At 70.1% G+C, this 21,345-nt stretch carries 19 protein-coding genes; 13 read left to right on the top strand and 6 right to left on the bottom strand.

Going from position 1 to position 21,345, the window contains the following annotated elements:
* Positions 1-82 precede the first annotated feature (82 nt).
* The 7 genes from ACQP0P_RS12775 to ACQP0P_RS12805 all read left to right on the top strand — a co-directional run bounded on the left by ACQP0P_RS12775 (position 83) and on the right by ACQP0P_RS12805 (position 7,146).
* Complete coding sequence (locus ACQP0P_RS12775; protein ID WP_433375308.1) at positions 83-1,036, top strand: bifunctional riboflavin kinase/FAD synthetase; 954 nt, start codon at positions 83-85, stop codon at positions 1,034-1,036.
* Between the two features lie 250 nt (positions 1,037-1,286).
* The gene (gene rpsO, locus ACQP0P_RS12780) at positions 1,287-1,556 is read left to right on the top strand and encodes a 30S ribosomal protein S15 (RefSeq protein WP_030904195.1); all 270 of its coding nucleotides are present in this window, start codon (positions 1,287-1,289) and stop codon (positions 1,554-1,556) included.
* A gap of 319 nt (positions 1,557-1,875) precedes the next feature.
* A complete protein-coding gene (locus ACQP0P_RS12785) occupies positions 1,876-4,200 on the top strand; it encodes a polyribonucleotide nucleotidyltransferase (RefSeq protein WP_433375312.1) in 2,325 nt (774 codons plus the stop codon).
* Entirely contained in the window at positions 4,200-5,513 is a 1,314-nt protein-coding gene (locus ACQP0P_RS12790; RefSeq protein ID WP_433381844.1) for a M16 family metallopeptidase, read from the top strand. The genes ACQP0P_RS12785 and ACQP0P_RS12790 overlap by 1 nt, the downstream gene beginning before the upstream one ends.
* A 160-nt stretch (positions 5,514-5,673) precedes the next feature.
* On the top strand, positions 5,674-6,411 hold the full coding sequence (gene dapB / locus ACQP0P_RS12795; protein ID WP_433375315.1) for a 4-hydroxy-tetrahydrodipicolinate reductase: 738 nt from the start codon (positions 5,674-5,676) through the stop codon (positions 6,409-6,411).
* Positions 6,412-6,425: 14 nt separating this feature from the next.
* Positions 6,426-6,668, top strand: coding sequence for a hypothetical protein (locus ACQP0P_RS12800; RefSeq protein ID WP_433375317.1), 243 nt, complete (start codon positions 6,426-6,428; stop codon positions 6,666-6,668).
* Complete coding sequence (locus tag ACQP0P_RS12805) at positions 6,637-7,146, top strand: GNAT family N-acetyltransferase (protein ID WP_433375320.1); 510 nt, start codon at positions 6,637-6,639, stop codon at positions 7,144-7,146. Before ACQP0P_RS12800 ends, ACQP0P_RS12805 begins: the two co-directional genes overlap by 32 nt.
* Before the next feature lie 40 nt (positions 7,147-7,186).
* Here the strand turns inward: ACQP0P_RS12805 and ACQP0P_RS12810 are convergent, their stop codons facing one another.
* From ACQP0P_RS12810 to ACQP0P_RS12825, 4 genes are all read right to left on the bottom strand, one after another.
* Entirely contained in the window at positions 7,187-8,056 is an 870-nt protein-coding gene (locus ACQP0P_RS12810) for a 1,4-dihydroxy-2-naphthoate polyprenyltransferase (RefSeq protein WP_433375323.1), read from the bottom strand.
* Between the two features lie 183 nt (positions 8,057-8,239).
* A complete protein-coding gene (locus ACQP0P_RS12815) occupies positions 8,240-8,851 on the bottom strand; it encodes a GNAT family N-acetyltransferase (protein ID WP_350913053.1) in 612 nt (203 codons plus the stop codon).
* Between the two features lie 132 nt (positions 8,852-8,983).
* Entirely contained in the window at positions 8,984-9,559 is a 576-nt protein-coding gene (locus ACQP0P_RS12820; protein ID WP_433375326.1) for a CGNR zinc finger domain-containing protein, read from the bottom strand.
* 227 nt (positions 9,560-9,786) lie between these two features.
* The gene (locus ACQP0P_RS12825) at positions 9,787-11,184 is read right to left on the bottom strand and encodes a PLP-dependent aminotransferase family protein (RefSeq protein WP_433375329.1); all 1,398 of its coding nucleotides are present in this window, start codon (positions 11,182-11,184) and stop codon (positions 9,787-9,789) included.
* On the opposite strand from ACQP0P_RS12825, the gene ACQP0P_RS12830 reads away from it, so the two are divergent.
* Together ACQP0P_RS12830 and ACQP0P_RS12835 are read left to right on the top strand one after the other, a co-directional pair.
* A complete protein-coding gene (locus tag ACQP0P_RS12830; protein WP_433375332.1) occupies positions 11,183-12,148 on the top strand; it encodes a DMT family transporter in 966 nt (321 codons plus the stop codon). The two genes, ACQP0P_RS12825 and ACQP0P_RS12830, sit on opposite strands and share 2 nt — an antisense overlap.
* Positions 12,149-12,294: 146 nt before the next feature.
* Positions 12,295-12,765 carry a peroxiredoxin gene (locus tag ACQP0P_RS12835; RefSeq protein WP_433381846.1) on the top strand — a complete coding sequence of 157 codons (471 nt, stop codon included), beginning with the start codon at positions 12,295-12,297 and terminating at the stop codon, positions 12,763-12,765.
* Positions 12,766-12,816: 51 nt separating this feature from the next.
* Here ACQP0P_RS12835 and ACQP0P_RS12840 read toward each other — a convergent pair whose 3' ends face one another.
* Positions 12,817-13,542: a GntR family transcriptional regulator gene (locus tag ACQP0P_RS12840; RefSeq protein WP_433375335.1), complete on the bottom strand. Its 726-nt coding sequence runs from the start codon at positions 13,540-13,542 to the stop codon at positions 12,817-12,819.
* A gap of 550 nt (positions 13,543-14,092) precedes the next feature.
* Between ACQP0P_RS12840 and dapA the strand changes: the two genes are divergently transcribed.
* Positions 14,093-15,019: a 4-hydroxy-tetrahydrodipicolinate synthase gene (dapA, locus tag ACQP0P_RS12845; protein ID WP_433375338.1), complete on the top strand. Its 927-nt coding sequence runs from the start codon at positions 14,093-14,095 to the stop codon at positions 15,017-15,019.
* A 164-nt stretch (positions 15,020-15,183) separates the two neighbouring features.
* On the top strand, positions 15,184-16,869 hold the full coding sequence (locus ACQP0P_RS12850) for a ribonuclease J (protein WP_433375341.1): 1,686 nt from the start codon (positions 15,184-15,186) through the stop codon (positions 16,867-16,869).
* 184 nt (positions 16,870-17,053) lie between these two features.
* On the opposite strand, the gene ACQP0P_RS12855 is transcribed toward ACQP0P_RS12850, so the two are convergent.
* Positions 17,054-17,749, bottom strand: a complete 696-nt coding sequence (locus ACQP0P_RS12855; RefSeq protein WP_433375344.1) for a hypothetical protein — start codon at positions 17,747-17,749, stop codon at positions 17,054-17,056.
* A gap of 129 nt (positions 17,750-17,878) precedes the next feature.
* Between ACQP0P_RS12855 and ACQP0P_RS12860 the strand changes: the two genes are divergently transcribed.
* Positions 17,879-20,407: a DNA translocase FtsK gene (locus ACQP0P_RS12860; protein ID WP_433375347.1), complete on the top strand. Its 2,529-nt coding sequence runs from the start codon at positions 17,879-17,881 to the stop codon at positions 20,405-20,407.
* A 159-nt stretch (positions 20,408-20,566) separates the two neighbouring features.
* Positions 20,567-21,262, top strand: a complete 696-nt coding sequence (locus tag ACQP0P_RS12865) for a helix-turn-helix domain-containing protein (RefSeq protein ID WP_433375350.1) — start codon at positions 20,567-20,569, stop codon at positions 21,260-21,262.
* Positions 21,263-21,345: the final 83 nt, after the last annotated feature.

A 21,345-nucleotide genomic window follows, 5' to 3' on the forward strand; every position in this document is an offset into this window, starting at 1 on the left:
CAAGGGGCTCCCCGATTGGGGAGAAGGTCCAAGAGCATGGCAGGCTTTAGGGGTCGATCCGCTACAAGGGGAAGAGGCTGCGGTGCGAGGCTGGCACGGATTGGACGACGTGCCCGAAGACTGGGGCAGGTCCGTCGTCACGATCGGCGTCTTCGACGGCGTTCACCGCGGGCATCAGCAGATGGTGGCTAGAGCCGTCGCGATGGCCGCGGATCTTGGAGTGCCCTCGGTGGTGGTGACCTTCGACCCGCATCCGGATGAGGTGGTGCGGCCCGGCACGCACCCTCCGAGGCTGACGACGGCCAGGCACCGCACCGAGCTGCTGGCCGGGCTGGGGGTCGACGCGGTGTGCGTCCTGCCGTTCACCCTGGAGTTCTCCCGGATGAGCCCCGACGAGTTCGTGCAGACCGTGCTCGTCGACCGGCTGCACGCCGCCGGGGTCGTGGTGGGGGAGAACTTCCGCTTCGGCCACAAGGCCTCCGGTGACGTGGAGACACTGCGCACCCTCGGCGAGAAGTACGACTTCGTGGCCGAGGCGGTCCCGCTGGTCAGCGACGGTGAGACGATCTCCTCCACGCTGATCCGCCAGCAGATCACCTCCGGTGACATGGAGGCGGTCAGGCTGACGCTCGGCCGCCCGCACCGGGTCGAGGGGGTGGTGGTCCGCGGCTACCAGCGCGGCCGGCAGCTCGGTTTCCCGACGGCCAACCTGGAGTCACCGGAGTTCACCGCGATCCCCGCCGACGGCGTCTACGCCGGCTGGCTGCAGGGCGTCGAGACCGGCAACCTGCCCGCCGTGTACGGCGGCGAGCGCTGGCCCGCGGCGATCTCCGTGGGTACCAATCCGACCTTCGAGGGCGTGCCCCGCACCGTCGAGGCGTACGCGCTCGACCGTGACGACCTCGACCTCTACGGCGCGCACGTGGCCGTCGACTTCGGGCCGAGGCTCCGCGGCAACACCAGGTTCGACTCGATCGAGGCGCTCATCGAGCAGATCCACGCGGACGTGGACGAGGTGCGGCGCCTGACAGGCTGATCTCTCCCCTCGTGCCACAAGGGCCGTCACCGTCCCCGCGGGGCCCCTTGTGAGGGGCGGTTCACGGGGGCCGGATCCATGGGGCTTCCGCACGATGTGCGGGGCCGCGAGGCCGATGGTAACCTGGCATGTCAGCTCTGTAATCGGTGTTCTCGTGATCCCGATGCTGATCTCGCCACGGCGACTGTAGGCACGCACGGTCGTTCGGGGAGCCGGAATTGCGCGTGCCCGTAGAGGTTCAAGGAGAGAAGTGTCGCTCGACACCGCCGCAAAGAAGCAGATCATCGGTGACTACGCCAAGGGTGAGACCGACACCGGTTCCCCCGAGGTGCAGATCGCGCTGCTGAGCAAGCGCATCAGCGAGCTCACCGAGCACCTGAAGGTGCACAAGCACGACCACCACAGCCGTCGCGGTCTGCTGCTGCTCGTCGGCCGCCGCCGCCGGCTGCTGAAGTACCTGCAGAGCAAGGACATCGCGCGCTACCGTTCGCTCATCGAGCGGCTCGGCCTGCGCCGATAGAGTCATGAGGGAGTGGCCTGCGTGCCACTCCCTCATCTCATATGGTTCGGTGTCGGCGCGTCGCGCCATGAAGACGCCGTTCCAGTGAGCAAACTGAATAGCCGAGACAGTGCCCCGCGTCCGCAAGCAAGCGCGCCCCACGGCGTCGGAGGGCCGGTCCTCGGTAGTGGCCCCCGGTCATCTTGGCACAAGCCATACGGAACCGGGCGCTTCGATCGAAGACCGGCGCTGCACCTACGGGGAGCCGGCAACACGACGAACCAGGCGCGACACGTGCGTCTGGCCGGACGCGGGCGACCGACCCACAAGGAGGTCCCCCGTGGAGGGTGTCCACAGCAGCGAAGCCGTTATAGACAACGGCTCATTCGGCACGCGTACCATCCGGTTCGAGACCGGGCGGCTCGCGCGCCAGGCGGCGGGTTCCGCCGTCGTCTACCTCGACGACGACACGATGGTCCTCTCCGCGACCACCGCGTCCAAGAATCCCAAGGAGAACCTCGACTTCTTCCCCCTCACGGTGGACGTCGAGGAGCGGATGTACGCCGCGGGCCGCATTCCCGGCTCGTTCTTCCGGCGTGAGGGCCGTCCCTCCGAGGACGCCATCCTCACCTGCCGCCTGATCGACCGGCCGCTGCGCCCCTCGTTCGTCAAGGGCCTGCGCAACGAGATCCAGGTGGTCGCCACCATCATGGCGCTCCACCCCGAGCACCTGTACGACGTCATCGCGATCAACGCCGCGTCCCTCTCCACCCAGCTGGCGGGACTGCCGTTCTCCGGCCCGATCGGCGGCGTCCGCGTCGCGCTGATCGAGGGCCAGTGGGTCGCCTTCCCGACCAACTCCGAGCTGGCGAACGCCACCTTCGACATGGTGGTCGCGGGCCGCGTGCTCGACGACGGCGACGTCGCGATCATGATGGTCGAGGCCGAGTCCACCCGCGACACGCTCAAGCTCGTCGCCGAGGGGGCCATGGCGCCGACCGAGGAGACCGTGGCGCAGGGCCTGGAGGCTTCCAAGCCGTTCATCAAGGTGCTCTGCGAGGCGCAGGCCAAGGTCGCGAAGGTCGCCGCCAAGGAGACCGCCGAGTACCCGCTCTTCCTCGACTACCAGGACGACGTCCTGGAGGCCGTGACCGGCGCGGTCAGGAGCGAGCTCGCCGCCGCGCTGACCATCGCGGGCAAGCAGGAGCGCGAGTCCGAGCTCGACCGGGTCAAGGCCCTGGCGCTGGAGAAGGTCGGGCCCGACTTCGAGGGTCGCGAGAAGGAGATCAGCGCCGCCTTCAGGTCGCTGACCAAGAAGCTCATGCGCGAGCGCGTCATCGCCGAGGGCGTCCGTATCGACGGCCGCGGCGTCAAGGACATCAGGCAGCTCAGTGCCGAGGTCCACGTTGTGCCCCGGGTGCACGGTTCGGCCCTGTTCGAGCGCGGTGAGACCCAGATCCTGGGCATCACCACCCTCAACATGCTGCGCATGGAGCAGATGATCGACACGCTCAACCCCGAGCGCACCAAGCGTTACATGCACAACTACAACTTCCCGCCCTACTCCACCGGCGAGACCGGCCGGGTGGGCTCTCCCAAGCGGCGCGAGATCGGCCACGGCGCGCTCGCCGAGCGGGCGCTGCTGCCCGTCCTGCCGCTGCGTGAGGAGTTCCCGTACGCGATCCGTCAGGTCTCCGAGGCGCTGGGTTCCAACGGCTCGACCTCCATGGGGTCGGTCTGCGCCTCGACGATGGCGCTGCTCGACGCGGGTGTCCCGCTCAAGGGCATCGTCGCGGGCATCGCGATGGGGCTCATCAACGAGGGCGACCAGTACGTCACGCTGACCGACATCCTCGGGGCCGAGGACGCCATGGGCGACATGGACTTCAAGGTCGCCGGCACCAAGGACGTCATCACCGCGCTCCAGCTCGACACCAAGCTGGACGGCATTCCGGCCTCCGTGCTGGCGGCCGCGCTGAAGCAGGCCAAGGGCGCCCGCCTGGCCATCATCGACGTGATGCAGGAGGCCATCGACTCCCCGGCGGAGATGAACGTCACGGCTCCGCGCATCATCACGATCAAGATCCCGGTGGACAAGATCGGAGAGGTCATCGGCCCGAAGGGCAAGATGATCAACCAGATCCAGGACGACACCGGCGCCGAGATCACCCTCGAGGACGACGGAACCATCTACATCGGCGCCACCGACGGCCCGTCCGCCGAGGCGGCCAGGTCGGCGATCAACGCCATCGCGAACCCGCACATGCCGGAGGTCGGCGAGCGCTACCTGGGCACGGTCGTCAAGATCGCCGCCTTCGGCGCCTTCATCTCCCTCATGCCGGGCAAGGACGGCCTCCTGCACGTCTCCCAGATCCGCAAGCTGCACGGCGGCAAGCGCATCGAGAACGTCGAGGACGTCATGAACGTCGGTGAGAAGATCCAGGTGGAGATCGCCGAGATCGACTCGCGCGGCAAGCTCTCCCTGGTGCCGGTCGAGGTCATCGAGAAGGAGGCCGCGGCCAAGGCCGAGGCCGGCGACTCCGACACCTCGGCGGCCCCGCAGGCCGAGGCGCCCGCCGACGACCGGCCGCGCGAGGAGCGGCCCCGCCGCACCCGTACCCGCAGCAGCGGCAACCGTGGCGGAGGGGAAGACCGCAACTCGTGATCACCACCACTCTGCACCCCGGTAAGGACGGCGCCGGGGTGGTGAAGCGCACCGTCCTCCCCGGTGGGCTCCGGGTGGTGACCGAGTCCATGCCGACCGTGCGTTCCGTCGCGGTCGGCATGTGGGTCGGCATCGGATCGAGAGACGAGTCCCCCCAGCACATGGGCTCCTCCCACTTTCTTGAGCACCTGCTGTTCAAGGGGACCCCCACGCGGGACGCGCTGGAGATCTCCGCGGCCATCGAGGGCATCGGCGGCGAGATCAACGCCTTCACCGCCAAGGAGTACACCTGCTACTACGCGCGGGTCCTCGACTCCGACCTGCGGGTGGCGATCGACGTGCTCGCCGATGTGGTGACCTCCTCGCTCATCACCCCCGAGGACGTCGAGGCCGAGCGTGGCGTGATCCTGGAGGAGATCGCCATGCACGACGACGACCCCTCCGACGTGGTGCACGAGCAGTTCTCCGCCGAGCTGTACGGCGACACGCCCGTCGGCAGGCCGATCCTCGGCACCGTCGACTCGATCACCGAGGTCACCCGCGACCGGATCGCCGAGTACTACCGGCGCTACTACCTGCCCACCCACACCGTGGTGTCGGTGGCGGGCAACATCGACCACGAGCGGGTCGTGGCCCTGGTCGCCGCGGCCTACGAGCGGGCGGGGGCACTGGGCGGGGACGCCTCGCCGGTTCCCCCGCGCGTGTCGGGGCCCGGTGTCGAGGCCCGCTCGGGTACCCGGGTGGTGCACCGGCCGACCGAGCAGGCCAACCTGGTCCTCGGTACGACCGCGCTGACCCGCACCGACGATCGCCGCTTCGCGCTCGGCGTGCTCAACGCGGCGCTCGGCGGCGGCATGTCGTCGCGGCTGTTCCAGGAGATCAGGGAGAAGAGGGGCCTCGCCTACTCGGCCTACTCCTACACCTCCGCCCTCGCCGACACCGGCCAGTTCGGCATCTACGTCGGCTGCCTGCCGTCGAAGATCGACGACGTGCTGAAGATCTGCCGCGAGGAGGTGCTGCGCGTGATCGCCGACGGCATCACCGAGGAGGAGATCGTCCGGGGCAAGGGTCAGATGCGCGGCGGTCTCGTGCTCGGCCTGGAGGACACCGGCTCCCGGATGTCCAGGATCGGCAAGGGCGAGCTGGTCTTCGACGAGCTGCTCTCGGTCGACGACCTGCTCGGCAGGATCGACGCGGTGACCCCTGAGGAGATCACCGCGGTCGCCGCGGACGTCCTCAACCGCCCGATGTCCCTCGCGGTCATCGGCCCCTACGACGAGGACAGGGACTTCAGCGCGACTCTGGCCGGCTGACGACCCCGTCTGCGAGCGGCCCCGGCGTTCCCGCGCCGGGGCCGTCCGCGTCTCCGGGGCCGGAGAGCGGCCCCGGAGACGCGGACGGCCCGTCCGGTACGGGGCCGGACCCGGTGGTCCGCGACAGTCCGGCGGGCCCGCACGGTATAGCCTTGGGGTCGTGATCAGGGTTGGAGTTCTCGGCGCCCGAGGGCGTGTCGGTGTCGAAGTGTGCAAGGCCGTCGAGGCGGCGGACGATCTGGAGCTGGTCGCGGCGGTCGACCAGGGCGACTCGATCGAGGAGCTGGAGCGCGCCGAGGTGGTGGTCGACTTCACCCACCCCGACGTCGTCATGGGCAACCTCGAATGGTGCATCTCCCACGGCGTCCACCCGGTGGTCGGCACCACGGGCTTCGACGCCGGGCGGCTGGCGACGGTCAGGGGCTGGCTGGCCGCCAACCCGGGCGTCAACGCGCTGATCGCCCCCAACTTCGGCATCGCGGCGGTGCTCATGATGCACTTCGCCCAGCAGGCCGCCCGCTACTTCGAGTCCGCCGAGATCGTCGAGCTGCACCATCCCAACAAGGCGGACGCGCCCTCGGGCACCGCCCGTCACACCGCCGAGCTGATCGCCGAGGCCCGGCGCAAGGCGGGTTCCGCGCCGATGCCCGACGCCACCAGTACGGAGCTGGACGGAGCCCGCGGCGCAGACGTCGACGGGGTGCGGGTGCACGCGGTACGGCTGGCCGGGCTCATCGCCCACCAGGAGGTCATCCTGGGCGGCGCCGGCGAGATCCTGACCATCCGCCACGACACGATGAACCGCTCGTCGTTCACCCCCGGCGTGCTCCTGGGCGTGCGCCGGGTCCGCGAGCTTCCCGGCCTGACCGTCGGCCTGGAGCCCCTTCTCGACCTCTGACAGGTGGCGGGCCGGTGGACACGGTCCTCGGCCGCCGGGGCTCCCAGGAACCCCGGCGGGGGGCCGTTCGTTGCGCCACCATGATGGGATCCGAGCTTGCCTGCCCGCTCTGTCATGGCACCGAGTTCCAGAAGGAGGTGGGCAGGCTCGACAGCCGCTGGGGCGTCACCTCCCACCGGATAACCCTTATGATCTGCGCGCGGTGCCGCTATATCCTGCAGTTCTATGACAAGCACTCGATCTTCGACTTCGACTGAGGTCCGCTGGGCGCGGCCGGAGGAGCTGGCCGGGCTGGTGGCGCTGGAGGTCGCGGCCGACGGGGTCTTCGCCGAGGTCGGGATCACCTTCCCGCCGGGGAGCACGATGATCGAGGAGACCGAGGACCCCGGCCGGGTGCTCGTCGCGGGTGACCCGCCGATCGGGTTCGCCATGGTCGGCCTGGTCGATGGGCAGCTCCACCTCGACCAGCTCGCGGTCCATCCCGACCACGGGCGCCGGGGAGTCGGCGGGCGCCTGCTGGAGGCCGTCTGCGACCACGCGGCCTCGACCGGCCTGGCCGCCGTGACGCTGACGACCTACCGCGACGTGTCCTGGAACGCCCCCTGGTACGCCCGGCACGGCTTCGCCGTGCTCGACCTCGCCGAGTGGGGTCCGGAGATGGCGGAGCTGGTGCGCCACGAGCGGGAGCTGGGCATCGAGATCGCCCCCCGGGTCGTGATGCGCCGCGTCCTCTGAGCCGTCCGCTGTCGCTCCTGCAGGCGCGGGGAAGGGCGGGTCAGAGCGCCAGGCCGATGGTCAGCAGCAGGCCGTACCCGAGCTGGAAGCGGCCCGTCTGCTGGAGCGTCGCGATCAGCGCCGGGCCCGTGGCGCCCGCCCGGACCGCCTTCACCGGGGCGACGGCGAGCGGGGCGGCGAGCAGCGCCAGCGCCGCGAACGGCTGCCAGGGCGCCAGTGCGGGGGCGATCAGCAGGGGCAGGACCAGGCAGAGGGCGTAGAGGACGCGGGTGCGGTGATCGCCGAGCACCACGGCCATGGTGCGCTTGCCCGCCGGGCCGTCGGTCACGATGTCGCGCAGGTTGTTGACCACGAGCATCGCGCAGGCCAGCAGGCCCGCCGGGACGGCCGCCGCCACCGCGAGCGGGGGCAGGTATTCGAGCTGGACGTACGTGGTGCCCGTCACGGCCACCAGACCGAAGAAGACGAACACCGAGATCTCGCCGAGCGCGCGGTAGCCGTACGGGCTGGAGCCACCGGTGTAGAACCAGGCGGCGGCGATGGCCACGGCGCCGACCAGCAGCAGCCACCACGCCCCGGTGGCCACGACGAGCACCAGTCCCGCCACCGCGGCGGCGAGGAAGCACGCGAGGGCCGCGGCGAGGACCTGGCGGGGCGGCGCGGCACCCGAGCCGACCAGGCGCATCGGGCCGACCCGGCCCTCGTCGGTGCCGCGCACCCCGTCGCTGTAGTCGTTGGCGTAGTTGACGCCCACCTGGAGGGCGAGAGCCACGAACAGGGCCAGCAGGGCCCGCCACCACACCCCTCCGCCGTATCCGATCGCGACTCCGGTGCCGATGGCGACGGGGACGACGGCGGCGGGAAGGGTGCGTGGACGTGCTCCGGCGATCCACTGGCTCGGGGTGGCCATAGGGGTGCGGTGTTCCTCTCCGGCTCTAGGGCCTTGTCCTGCGGATCTTTTGCCTACTGCGGTCGGTCAGGCGGCGCCTCGCCGCGTTGTCGTCGGTCACCGCAGCACGCTGCGGCTCCCTCCTCCGCCTTGCGAGACACCACCTGACCGATCCTCGCCACGGCAAGATCCACAGGACAGGCCCTAGCTGATGTCGGTTGCCAGGCGGATCATCCGCACCGTACGGCCCATGTCGATGACCCGTTCGGCCCCGTCGGCACCCCAGCCGGCGGACTCCAGGAAGCCGAGCACCGCGTAGTTGTCGGCGAACACCCAGGTCACGATGGTGTGGTAGCCGTCGTCACGGAGGTAGTCGACGGTGGCGTTGAGCAGCCGGCTGCCGTGACCGCGCCGGACGTGGTCGGGGTCGATGAGGAAGGTGAGCATCTCGCCGGCGGTGGTCGGGTCGAGGTCGGGGTCCTCCGCCGGGGCGTGCGAGGCCAGGCCCGCGACCTTCTCGGCGCCCTGCATCGCCGCCATGGCCTCGATGCCGCCGGGGCCGAGCGCGGGGAAGGCATCGGTGTCGAGGACCACCTGCTCCACGGCCACCAGCACGCGGTGCCGGGAGCTGGGCGGCGAGGTGATCGCGTCGTCCCACTGCTGCCGCCACATGTTCTCGGCCGCCGGGCCGGTCATCTGCTCCAGCGGTCCTTCGGGAAGGAAATCCCGGTAGCCGTACTTCCAGGCGCGGATCTGGGTGCTCGTCACCGCGGCGACATCCTCGTGCCGAGCCGCCCGCACGCCTACGTCTGCCATCTCGGCCCGCTCCTTCTCTGCCGTCTGCCGTCGCCTCGGAACGCGCTGTCTCGCGGATCTCGTGCCACGCGAGCGGGCATCAGGCGGGTGGATCCGTGAGTCAGGCTCTTACACCGTATCGGGGAATCCGACTCAGAGATGACGTGAACCCGGCTCCGTCTGCCGACGGGCCCGATATGCCCTTGTCTTTGCGCGGTTGCCGCAGACCCTCATGGAGCACCACGAGCGTGAACGGTTCTTGGAGGAGTCGACGAACGCCCACTGGCAGGTGTTCTCGGCGCAGACCTTCAGGCGCGGCCACATCCCGTCCGCGTGGGTGCCCATCACGGCGGCGGCGATCTCGGCCAGCCCGCCGAGCACTCCCGTCACGACCGGTTCGAGCACCGGCCCGTCGGCGGTCAGGGTGACCCTGAGCGGGAGAGCGGCAAACGCCCGCGGCAGCCCGGCCCCGTGGCCGACTCCGTGGCCGTCCGCACCGCCGGGACGGTCATGGTCGTGCCGGAGCGCCGCGCGGAGACCATCGCGAAGGCCGACGGCCGTCGCCAGATCCGTCTCGCCGGCCACCTCTCCCGGCCGGATCAGGCCCCGCTCGCCGAGCCAGGTGGCCAGCGCCGCGGGGGTGGGGATCGAGTCGGCGTCGCTCTCGACGTCGTACGTGTTGACGAAGTCGATCACCAGGTCGGCGGGATTGTCCATGTCTTCACTCACCTCTCCGCAACCACTGTACGCCGTTAGAGGGTTGTAATTCCCGTAGACACCGCCATAAGGTTATAGATGGTGTTTCAAGGGGGGTGTCATGTGGTCCCTGGTCTACCTCGCGTTCAGGGGGAGCCGCAGGCGTGAGCCGTACCGGAGGGGCAGTCATGATCATGAGGGTGTGGAGAGGCCGGAAGGGGTCTTCGCCGCCCCCTGACCTCTCCCGCGGGAGCGAGAGGTCAGGGGGCGTCCAGGGCGGTGGCCAGTCTGCGGACGCCCTCGACCAGCTCGGCCGGGTGGACGGCCGCCGAGTGGGTCACCCTGATGCGGGGGCCGGGAGGCTCGGCCGGGTAGTAGATGCGCCCGGGGCTCACCAGGGCGCCCGCCCTCCTGGCGGCCTCCACCACGGCGTCCTCGTCCTCCTCGGCGGGCAGCCGTACCCACAGGTGCAGGCCGCCACGGGGAACCAGGTGAATCTCGGCTGCGGGCATCCGGGCGGTCAGGGCGGCGCTGAGGGTGTCCCTGCGGAGCGTCAGCTCGGTGCCCAGCGTGGCCAGGTGGCGCCGCCAGGCGGACGAGCCGACGAACTCCAGGGCGGTCTCCTGGAGCGGCCTGGCCACGAAGAACGACTCCACGAGCTGGCTCGCCCTCAGGCGCCGGGCGGCGGGGCCGCGGGCGACGACCCCGGCGAGGCGCATGCTGGGAGACAGGACCTTGGTCAGGGAGTTGATGTGCACGACCGTGCCGTGGGCGTCCAGCGCGACCAGCGGGGGCGGTACGGGGGCCGTGGTGAAGTAGCGGGCGTAGTCGTCCTCGATCACGAACGCTCCGGCGGCGCGGGCGATCGCCAGCACCTGCTCGCGCCGTTCGAGGGTCAGGGTCGCGCCGGTGGGGTTGTGCAGGGTCGGCTGGCAGAGGAAGACCCGAGCGCCGGTCACGGCGAACGCCTCCGCGAGGAGTTCGGGCCGGACCCCGCCGCGGTCCATGGGAACGGCCGTCGCGCGGAGCCCGGCCGCCCGTGCCGCGGCCAGCGCGCCCGGATAGGTGGGGGTCTCGACGAGGACGGGGGTCTGGGGGGCGGCGAGGGAGCGGAAGGCGTGGGTGAGCGCCGCCTGCCCGCCGCTGACGACGAGGACGTCCGAAGGGGTGACGTCGCCGCCCAGCTCCTGGGCGAACCATCTGCGCAGCTCGGCGGAGCCGGTCAGCGGTGGCATCTCCCAGATGTCGGGGCGGCGGAGCGCGCGGGAGGCGGCGGCTGACAGGGCCCTGGAGGGGCGCAGAGCCGGGTTGAGGTAGCCGCCGGTGAGCGGGATGACCCCGTCCGGCGGAGGGGTCAGCAGGCCGGTGACCTCGCTGTCGTCCACCACCCGGTCGCCGAGCGCCACCGTCTGCCAGGACATGTCGGTGCTGTCGGCGCCGTGGGTGACCGCCGGGGCGACGTAGGCGCCGCTGCCGGGCTTCGTGATCACCCGTCCCTCGGCGGAGAGCCTGCCGATCGCGCGCGACACGGTCACCGGACTCACGTTGTGCAGCCGGACCAGCTCGCGGCTCGACGGCAGCCTGTCGCCAGGACGGAGCCGCCCGATCTCCTCGCGGAGTGTGGCGGCCAATCGGGCAATACTGCTATCGTCATTCATGAGGGATAATAGTAGCGCTATCGTCTCGGATCGAGTAGCGGTCGACGGCGTCGGCGGAGCGGCCGGGGCCTTGACGGCGGTGCCGTCCGAATCGCGGGGCACGGCGTGGCGGGGGACCCTGCTGGCGGGGCTGGGGGTGCTGGCGTTCTCCGGGTCGTTCCCGGCGACGGTCTTCGCGATGGAGGGCTTCGACCCCTACCTGGTGGCGGTCGGACGGGCCGCCATCGCGGCGGTCGCGGCGGCCGCGTTCCTGCTCGCCGCCAGGGTGCCGCTGCTGCCACCCAGGTCCCAGCTCCGGTCCTACCTCGTCATCGTGGTGGGTGTGGTGTTCGGATTCCCCGTCTTCAGCGGCCTGGCCCTCGACACCGGGGCCTCCACCTCGCACGCCGCCGTGGTGATCGGGTTGCTGCCGGCGGCCACCGCGGCCTGCGCCGTGCTGAGGGCGGGGGAGCGGCCCAGGGCGCTGTTCTGGATCTCCTGCGGCCTCGGTGCCGTGGCGATCACGGTCTTCACCCTCAGCATGGGGGGCGGTCACATCACCGGCGCCGACGTGCTGCTCGTCGGTGCGCTGCTGTCGGCCGCCGTCGGCTACACCGAGGGCGGGCGACTGGCCCGGGAGACCTCCGGCTGGCGGGTCATCTCCCACACCCTCGTCCTCGCCGCCCCGCTGACCGTGCCGATCACGGTGGTGCTGGCGCTGACCACCGACGTGCGGCCCGGCGCCGCGTCGCTGGCCGGCTTCGCGTACGTCGGCCTGGTCTCGATGTTCCTCGGCTTCATCCCCTGGTACGCGGGCCTGGCCATGGGCGGGATCGCCCGTGCGGGGCAGACCCAGCTTGCCCAGCCGCTGCTGACGCTGCTGTGGGCCTGGTCGCTGCTCGGCGAGTCGTTCGGCCCGGCCACGATCGCGGCGGCACTGGTGGTCCTCGCGTGCGTGGCCCTGACGCAGCGATCCCGCTCCTGAGAACCGAGGTGGGCGGGGCCCTGTTGTGCCGTCGGTGATTCGCCGGAGAATGGGGGCGGAACATCGGCTTCCGCTCTGGCCGGGTACGAGGATCCCGGCGGTACGAGCGGAGGCCCTCTGACGGCGTAGGGAGACGACCCGTGGGCATGAACCTCGCGGTGGGAGACATGGTCGAGGACTTCGAGCTTCTCGACGAGACGGGTACGCGAAGGCGGCTCAGTGAGTTTCTGGCCAAGGGGCCGGTGGTGCTCTTCTTCTATCCGGCGGCCATGACGTCGGGATGTACGGCCGAGAGCTGTCACTTCCGCGACCTGGCGGCGGACTTCGCCGCCGTGGGGGCGACCAGGATCGGAATCAGCCGTGACGGGGTCGAGCGGCAGGCGAGGTTCGCCCGGGCCAACCAGCTGGGCTTTCCGCTGCTGTCCGACCCGGACGGCGCGGTCGCCCGGCGCCTCGGCGCCCGCCGTACCGTCGCGGTGGGGCCCTTCCTCACCCGCCGGATGACCTTCGTTGTCGACGAGGACCACCGCCTCCTGGAAGTGATCCACAGTGAGACCCACATGGAGGCCCACGCGGACCGCGCCCTGGAGGTGCTGCGTGCCCGCCCGCACCCCTGACCTCTCGTCCGTCCGGGCGAAAGGCGTGGGCAGGGCGGTAGCCGAGGTCTCTCAGGGGTGCAGGGGGTGGGAGTAGACCAGGCGGAAGCGATCGCCGGGAATGATGATGTCACTGGTCTCCACCGGGCGGTCTCCGGCCCAGTGGGTGCGCTCGACGTGCAGGACGTTGACGCCCGCGGGCAGGGCGAGGGCGTCGCTCTCCGCGGGCTGCGGGACGCGGGTGTGGATCTGCTCGACGACCTCGGTGATCTTGACGCCGAAGGCGGACAGGCGGGCGATCAGGCTGCGCGGGTTCTCCTCGGTGACGGGCTCGCTGAACTCGGCGGGCTCGTAGGAGGTGGTCAGCTGGATCGGCTTGCCGTCGCCGCGGAAGACGTAGCGGGTGCGGGTCAGCGGGGCGGATTCGTCCAGCCGGAGACGGTGGGCGATGTCGGGGGTGGCGTCGGCGGGCTCGGCCCGCCAGTCCCAGGTGGCCCGGGTGCCCTGTGACTGGATGTCGGCCGCGAAGGGGGCGTGGTGGTCATGGAAGCGCCAGCGGTGCAGCGGGAGCAGCGCCGGCTGTTCCCGCACGTAGTGGCCCGAGCCGACGCGGCCGACGATCAGGCCTTCGGCGGTGAGCACGCGCAGCGCGTGCCTGGCGGCGGTCTCGCCCACGCCGTACTTCCTGGTCAGCTGGGCGCGAGAGGGGATCGGGGAGCCGGGGAGAAGGGAGCCGTCGACGATCTGGCGCCGGATGTCGGCGACGACGCGCAGGTAGACAGGATCGGAGCTTGCCACGTGTCCATCCCTGGGTTCTGGGGCGTTGTCCCATCCTGTCGTATTCGATGCGCGACGCAGGGTGATGGTGGAGATTTGGAACTCCAACTTTGCGTGCCGCTCCCAGAAGTGCCCAAAAATATCTCAGGGACCGTGTAACGCCCGCGTAAGGAGCGCCGATTCAACGGTAGAGGTCGTCGATGTGTGTACCCCCGAGCACATATCGGCGGCCTCTTTTTTCTTCAAGGAATTCCTTGTCGCCATCGAAGCGGACAAAAGTATCGTTAACCATGTAATCGGGCGCGAAGCTCTGGATGTCGTTTCCGGCCCCTGATCGCCCCAGGTCATCTCGCCTCTGCCTGGATCGATGCGGACGATTCCGGTCGCGTGGCGGGCCCGGAGCCCCGTGACGAGTGCGGATCGGAGTCCCTCGCCACGGTGTCGTATATCCGCGTGTACGGTGTGCAGCGGGCACCTCGGGGGGATGTTCACTCTTGGGCCCATCGGTGGACGGAGGTTAGGCGGGGTGGCGGGGTCCACCGTTTCAGCGGATCCAGGTAGCGTTCGGTCTATGGCAGCGCCAACTGGAACCTACGACGCCCCCTTCGGCCGCATGCTGACCGCCATGGTCACGCCGTTCACGAGTGACGGAGCGGTCGACTACGAGAGAGCGCGTCGTCTGGCCACCTATCTGGTGGACGAGCAGCGCAACGACGGCCTCGTCGTGAGCGGCACGACGGGAGAGTCTCCGACGACCACGGACGAGGAGAAGGAGCGCCTGCTGCGCGCCGTCGTCGAGGCGGTCGGGGACCGCGCCACGGTCGTCGCCGGAGCCGGCACCAACGACACGCACCACAGTGTCGAGGTGGCCCGAGCCGCCGAGCGCGCCGGGGCCCACGGTCTCCTGCTGGTGACGCCGTACTACAGCAAGCCCCCCCAGGAGGGGATCTACCGTCACTTCTGTACAGTGGCAGACGCCACGGCCCTGCCGGCCATGCTCTACGACATCCCAGGTCGCAGCGGTGTGCCGATCCAGAGGGAGACGCTGACGCGGCTCGCCGGGCACGAGCGGATCGTCGCGGTGAAGGACGCCAAGGCCGACCTGTTCGAGGGGTCGCAGGTCATCGCGTCCACCGGCCTCGCCTACTACTCGGGTGACGACACGCTCAACCTGCCGTGGCTGTCGGTGGGGGCCGTGGGGTGTGTCAGCGTGATCGGCCACGTCGCGGGCGCGGAGATCGCCGCGATGATCGAGGCGTACCGCTCCGGGGACGTGGCGGGTGCGCTCGCCATCCACCGCCGGCTGCTCCCCGTGGTCTCCGGGATCATGACGCAGGCCGGTGGCGCGATCATGGCGAAGGCGGCGTTGAACCTGGTGGGGCAGCCCGCGGGCCCGATGCGGTCGCCTCTGGTGGAGGCAACCGATGAGCAGCTCGCCAGGCTGCGCGAAGACTTGATCACGGGCGGTGTGAAGCTGCCCGACGAAGTTGTGACATGAGAGCGACGACCGCGGCCCTCACCGGCCGCATCCGGGAGGAACGAGAGTTTGCGAGAAAGAAGACACACTGGTCCGCTAGGGGACGGGGTGCTCGGCGAGGGAGTGGTCCTGCTGCCCACGGGGGCCTTTGTCGCATGTGAGACCGCTGAGAGAGGTGTGGCCTGATGAGTCACCCCCACCCTGAACTCGGGCCGCCGCCCACGCTGCCCGAAGGCGCCCTGCGCATTGTCGCTCTGGGCGGCCTCGGTGAGATCGGCCGCAACATGGCCGTGTTCGAGTACGAGGGCCGTCTGCTGATCGTCGACTGCGGGGTGCTGTTCCCCGAGCCCGACCAGCCCGGCATCGACCTGATCCTGCCCGACTTCGAGTACATCCGGGGCCGCCTGGACGACGTCGAGGCCGTGATCCTGACCCACGCGCACGAGGACCACATCGGTGCCGTGCCGTACCTGCTGCGCGAGCGTCGCGACATCCCGGTCGTGGGGTCCAAGCTGACGCTGGCGCTGATCGAGGCCAAGCTCACCGAGCACCGCATCCAGCCGGTCAAGCGCGAGGTCGTGGAGGGAGAGCGGCACCGGTTCGGGCCGTTCGAGTGCGAGTTCCTCGCCGTCAACCACTCCATCCCGGACGCGCTGGCCGTCGCGATCAGGACACCCGCGGGCATCGTCCTGCACACCGGTGACTTCAGGATGGACCAGTTGCCCAGTGACGGGCGGCTGACCGACCTGGGGGGGTTCGCCAGGCTCGGCGCGGAGGGCGTCGACCTGCTGATGTCCGACTCGACCAACGCCGAGGTGCCGGGCTTCGTCACCAGTGAGCGGGAGATCGCGCCGGTCATCGACGAGGTCATCCGCACGGCGGGCAAGCGCGTGATCGTGGCGAGCTTCGCCTCCCACATCCACCGCGTCCAGCAGGTCATCGACGCGGCTGAGAAGCACGGTCGCAAGGTCGCGCTGGTCGGTCGCTCGATGGTGCGCAACATGGGCGTCGCCCGCGACCTGGGCTATCTGAGGGTCTCGCCGGGGCTGATCGTCGACTCCAAGGAGATCGAGGGCTGGCCGCCGGAGGACGTGGTGCTGATCTGCACCGGGTCCCAGGGCGAGCCGATGGCGGCGCTGTCGCGGATGGCCAACCGCGATCACCCGATCCGGATCGCCGAGGGCGACACGGTTCTCCTGGCCTCCTCGCTGGTGCCGGGTAACGAGACCGCGGTCAACAACGTGATCAACGGACTGTCCCGCTGGGGCGCCCGCGTGGTGCACAAGGGCAACGCGAAGGTGCACGTCTCGGGGCACGCCGCCGCGGGCGAGCTGCTGTACGTGCTCAACCTGACGCGACCGTCCAACTTCATGCCGGTGCACGGCGAGTGGCGCCACCTGCGGGCGCACGCCAAGCTCGCCGCGCTGACCGGGGTGCCGGACGACCACGTCGTGATCGCCGAGGACGGCGTCGTGGTGGACCTGGTCGACGGCCGGGCCAAGATCGTGGGCGCGGTTCCCGCCGGTTACGTCTACGTGGACGGCACCTCGGTGGGCGACGTCACCGACTTCGCGTTGAAGGACCGCCGCATCCTGGGCGAGGAGGGCTTCATCTCCATCGTCATCGTGGTGGACACCGCCACCGGCAAGCTCGCCGGAGGCCCGGAGATCCACGCCAGGGGGTCCGGCATCGACCCGGCCATGTTCGACGACATCCTGCCGCAGGTGGAGCGGGCGCTGCAGGAGAACGCGGCCGACGGGGTGGTGGACATCCAGCAGGTCCGCCGCGTGGTCCGTAGGACCGTGGGGCGCTGGGTGAGCGACACCTATCGCCGCCGCCCGATGATCGTTCCGGTCGTCATCGAGGTCTGACCCCTGTTCCGTACGGCGGCCTCACCGGCCGCCGTACGGAACATCGGCCCGGCTGCTTTTCCTCGTCGCTTCCGTCGTACGAGGGTGCCGGTGGCCCGGGTTTTTCTCTCGAAGGGCCGGCGGGCTTGCCCGCGATCCTCAGGGGACCTGCCTTCGGGGATCTCCCCGTAGCCAGGGGCGGGCCTCATCGTGCCGGTTGGCAGACGCCGCGCAGGGAGCAGATTTTGGCGGCCATCCTCCTGGCATCCTTCAGCAGAGGGATGAAGCCGGCTCCGTGCGCCGCCTCCGCGCCCATATTTGTCACGTTGTAGACCGCCACGGCCCGGCCCTTGCGCACGACGACGGTCCGCGAACTGTGGCCGGAGCCGGGGCGTGGGGTCCTGCCGTCGTAGATCTGGCGCCAGTTGACGATCTGCATGGCCTCGTCCCCGATGCGGACGGGCTTGGCCCGGGCTCTGCTGACCACGATCGGCTGGCTCTTGGTCGCGAAACGCGCGCACCTCTCGACATGCCCGCGGATCCCGGCCAGCGCCCTGCGTGCGGCGGCCGTGGAGCGGTAGATCACCAACTGCTCGCCGGAGCCTGCCCAGGGGCTCTGGTAGTAGACGCTCCGCATGGTCACCCGGTCACGGTCGGCGGCGCGGGTCAGGTCACACGGTTGGGGGGCCAGGGACTCTCCCAGCTTGTCGCTGATGGTCCACCACTCGTCGGCGTGTTTCACCGGTTTGCGGGCCTGGGACTCGTACAGGAGGAAGCCTCTCGGGATGACACTTCCGCCCTCACCCGTCCCGGCGAGGGCGGTGCCGCCGGTGAGGGCGGCCGCGAGGATCGTGCCCGCGACCGTGCCCGCCGCTGTCAGCCGGGTCATCGTCCGTGTCATACCAATCATCATTGATCTTCTCTTTTACTGTATTGAGGAAACCTATGACATGAATTCGGTGGTAAAGGCGGATTGGTCGTGCGGCGAGTCGGCGAGCAATCCACCACCCGTCTCGTTAACCTCCCTAGCATGGCCACCCGTACGTCTAAAGGCTCCTCAGGAAAGCCCCCCGGCAAGGGCTCCCCCGGTCGCTCGGGCGCCTCCCAGGCCCGTACGGCCCCCACTCGGCGGGCGTCCGCCAACCGGGGGAGGGGGGCGGGTGCGGCCCGCAGGCCGGCCTCGCCGCAGCACGACCCGATCAGCTGGGTGCTCACCATGATCGGCAAGCTGTTCATGGGCATCTGGATGCTCCTCGCGGGAGGCATCGGCAGCGCCGCGCGGGCCCTGGGGCAGAACGCGCGCGAACTCGACCCCGTCCACCGCCGCGACGGGCTCGGCCTGGCGGTGTTCGCCGGGGCGATCGTGCTGGCGGCCATGACCTGGCGGGAGAACACCGGCACGGTCTCCACGGTGGTCGACGAGGTCATGCGCGCCGTCTTCGGATCGCTGACCTGGCTGGTCCCGATCCTGCTCGTGCTGCTGGCCTGGCGGCTGCTGCGGCACCCCGACCAGAACGCCGACACCGGCCGGATGATCATCGGGTGGTCCGCCCTCACCATCGGTGTGCTCGGCGTCGTGCACATCGTTCACGACACGCCGTACCCCTCGGGGGGCGGCTCGGACGGCATGGACAAGGTGGCGGCCGCCGGAGGCATGATCGGCTTCATTGTCTCGGCGCCCCCGGCGAGCATCCTGCCCCCCTTCATCACCATCCCGCTGCTGCTGATCCTGTCGGGCTTCGGCATTCTGGTGATCACCGCCACCCCGGTGCACCGGGTTCCCGAGCGGCTGGCCGAGATCAGGCACATGCTCTTCAACCGCGACCTGCCCACCGCACCGCGGGCGTCCAGGAAGCGGTCCCCCACCCGCAAGAAGCCGGACTCCGACGGGACCGAGCTGGGCGACCACGTCAAGCCCTACGACACGCCCGTGGTCGCCGAGTCGCCGGGAGGGCTCGGAGGCCACTCCCCGGAGATCGTGCCCGGCCTGGTGGACGAGGCCGAACCCGCGCAGGTCAGGGCCGACGCGTCCGAGCCTCCCGACCCGACCCCGGCACCGCGCAAGGTCGAGCAGCTCGTCCTGTCCCCGCAGGCCGGCCCCTACACCCTGCCCGAGCCGCAGCTCCTGCGCCCTGGCACCGCCCCCAAGCCGCAGACGAAGGCCAACACGGTGGTCGTCAACGCGCTGACCAGCGTGATGGAGCAGTTCGCCATCGACGCCCAGGTGATCGGCTTCACCCGGGGGCCGACGGTGACGCGCTACGAGATCGAACTCGGCCCGGCGGTCAAGGTCGAGAAGGTCACCGCGCTCACCAAGAACATCGCCTACGCGGTCAAGTCGGCCGACGTCCGGATCCTGTCCCCGATCCCCGGCAAGTCGGCGATCGGCGTCGAGATCCCCAACACCGACAAGGACCTCGTCTCACTGGGCGACATCCTGCGCTCCCCGGTGGCCCAGGCGGACCACCACCCGATGATCGTCGGGCTGGGCAAGGACGTCGAGGGGCGCACGATAGTGGCCAACCTCGCCAAGATGCCGCACCTGCTCATCGCGGGTGCCACCGGCGCCGGAAAGTCGGTCTGCGTCAACGGTCTGATCACCTCGATCCTGATGCGGGCCACCCCCGACGAGGTCCGCATGGTCCTGGTCGACCCCAAGCGGGTCGAGCTCAGCGTCTACGAGGGCATTCCGCACCTCATCACGCCGATCATCACCAACCCCAAGAAGGCCGCCGAGGCCCTGGAATGGGTCGTCGGAGAGATGGACCGCCGCTACGACGACCTGGCCGCCAGCGGCTTCCGGCACGTCGACGACTTCAACAAGGCGGTGCGTACGGGCAAGCTGGTGCCGCCACCGGGCAGCGAGCGGGTCTACCAGCCCTACCCCTACCTGCTGGTGATCGTCGACGAGCTCGCCGACCTGATGATGGTCGCCCCGCGCGACGTCGAGGACTCCATCGTCCGCATCACCCAGCTCGCCCGCGCGGCCGGCATCCACCTGGTCATCGCGACCCAGCGCCCCTCGGTGGACGTGGTCACCGGGCTGATCAAGGCCAATGTCCCCTCCCGGCTGGCCTTCGCCACCTCCTCGCTGGCCGACTCCCGGGTCATCCTGGACCAGCCGGGCGCGGAGAAGCTCGTCGGCCAGGGCGACTCGCTCTTCCTGCCGATGGGCGCCAGCAAGCCCATGCGGCTGCAGAACGCGTTCGTCTCCGAGAAGGAGATCGGCGAGATCGTCGGGCACTGCAAGGCCCAGATGGCTGTCGAGTACCGCGACGACGTGGCCGCCGTGACGACCTCCAAGAAGGAGATCGACGAGGACATCGGCGACGACCTCGACCTGCTGATCCAGGCGGCCGAGCTCATCGTGACCACCCAGTTCGGTTCGACCTCGATGCTCCAGCGCAAGCTAAGGGTCGGCTTCGCCAAGGCGGGCCGTCTGATGGACCTGCTGGAGAGCAGGAACGTTGTCGGGCCCAGCGAGGGTTCGAAGGCCCGGGAGGTCATGGTCAAGCCCGACGAGCTTCCCGGCCTGCTGACCGACCTGCGTGGAGGATGACACACCGGGAGGGAACGGACCCCCCGCCGCACACCTCCCGTCCGGTTACTGATTGAATGGGGATCGCTACGCAACGTCGGGGGCTGGGGGGCGTGCGCCATGGGCATTGGAAGCGATCTGGCGGATGCCAGGCGGTCGATGGGGATGACCGTTGGGCAGTTGAGCGCGCGGACACGCATCCGCGAGGTGCTCATCCAGGCGATCGAGAGGAACGACTTCTCCCAGTGCGGGGGTGATTTCTACGCACGGGGCCATATAAGAAACATCGCCAAGGTCGTCGGGCTCGATCCGGAGACGCTGGTGCACCGCTACGACGAGCAGCACGGGGGTGTCCCGCTGCCGGTGCGGGCGTCCAGCGTCTTCCAGGCCGACATGCCACTGAAGATCCGTGAGCGCCGCTCGCCCAACTGGACGACGGCCATGGCGGTGGCGCTGGGCATCGTGGTCATCTTCGGAGTGGTGCGGACCATGGGCGGGGGCGACACGCCCATAGCGGACGTCCACCCCGTGCCGGTGCCCGCCGCACTGCCGCCGCCGGCCGGCGGCGCTCCCGGCTCACCGGGCCGGACGGCGTCCCTGGCCGAGAAGAAGCGCAAGGACATGGTCGTCCTCCAGGTCAGGGCGGAGCGCACCTCCTGGCTGGACGTGGAGGACGCGGGCGGCAAGAGGCTCTTCTCCGGAACGCTCAAGGAGGGCAAGACCTCGACCTGGAAGGCGAAGGACAGGATGCGGGTCACCTTCGGCGACGGAGGGGCGTTCACCCTGAAGGTGAACGGCAAGAACCTGGGGGCCCCGGGGAGCCCGGGGCAGATCGTCAACCGCTCCTACGACGCCCCCGCCGCCAAGCAGCGCTGACGCGGCGACCGGGAGTTCTGCCGGGGCCGGGGCAACGGCTCCGGCCGGGCTCGTGGATCACCCGGTCGGGTGAACGTCCCTGG

This window comes from Streptosporangium sp. CA-115845 (genome assembly GCF_050943795.1).
Classification (GTDB): Bacteria; Actinomycetota; Actinomycetes; order Streptosporangiales; family Streptosporangiaceae; genus Streptosporangium.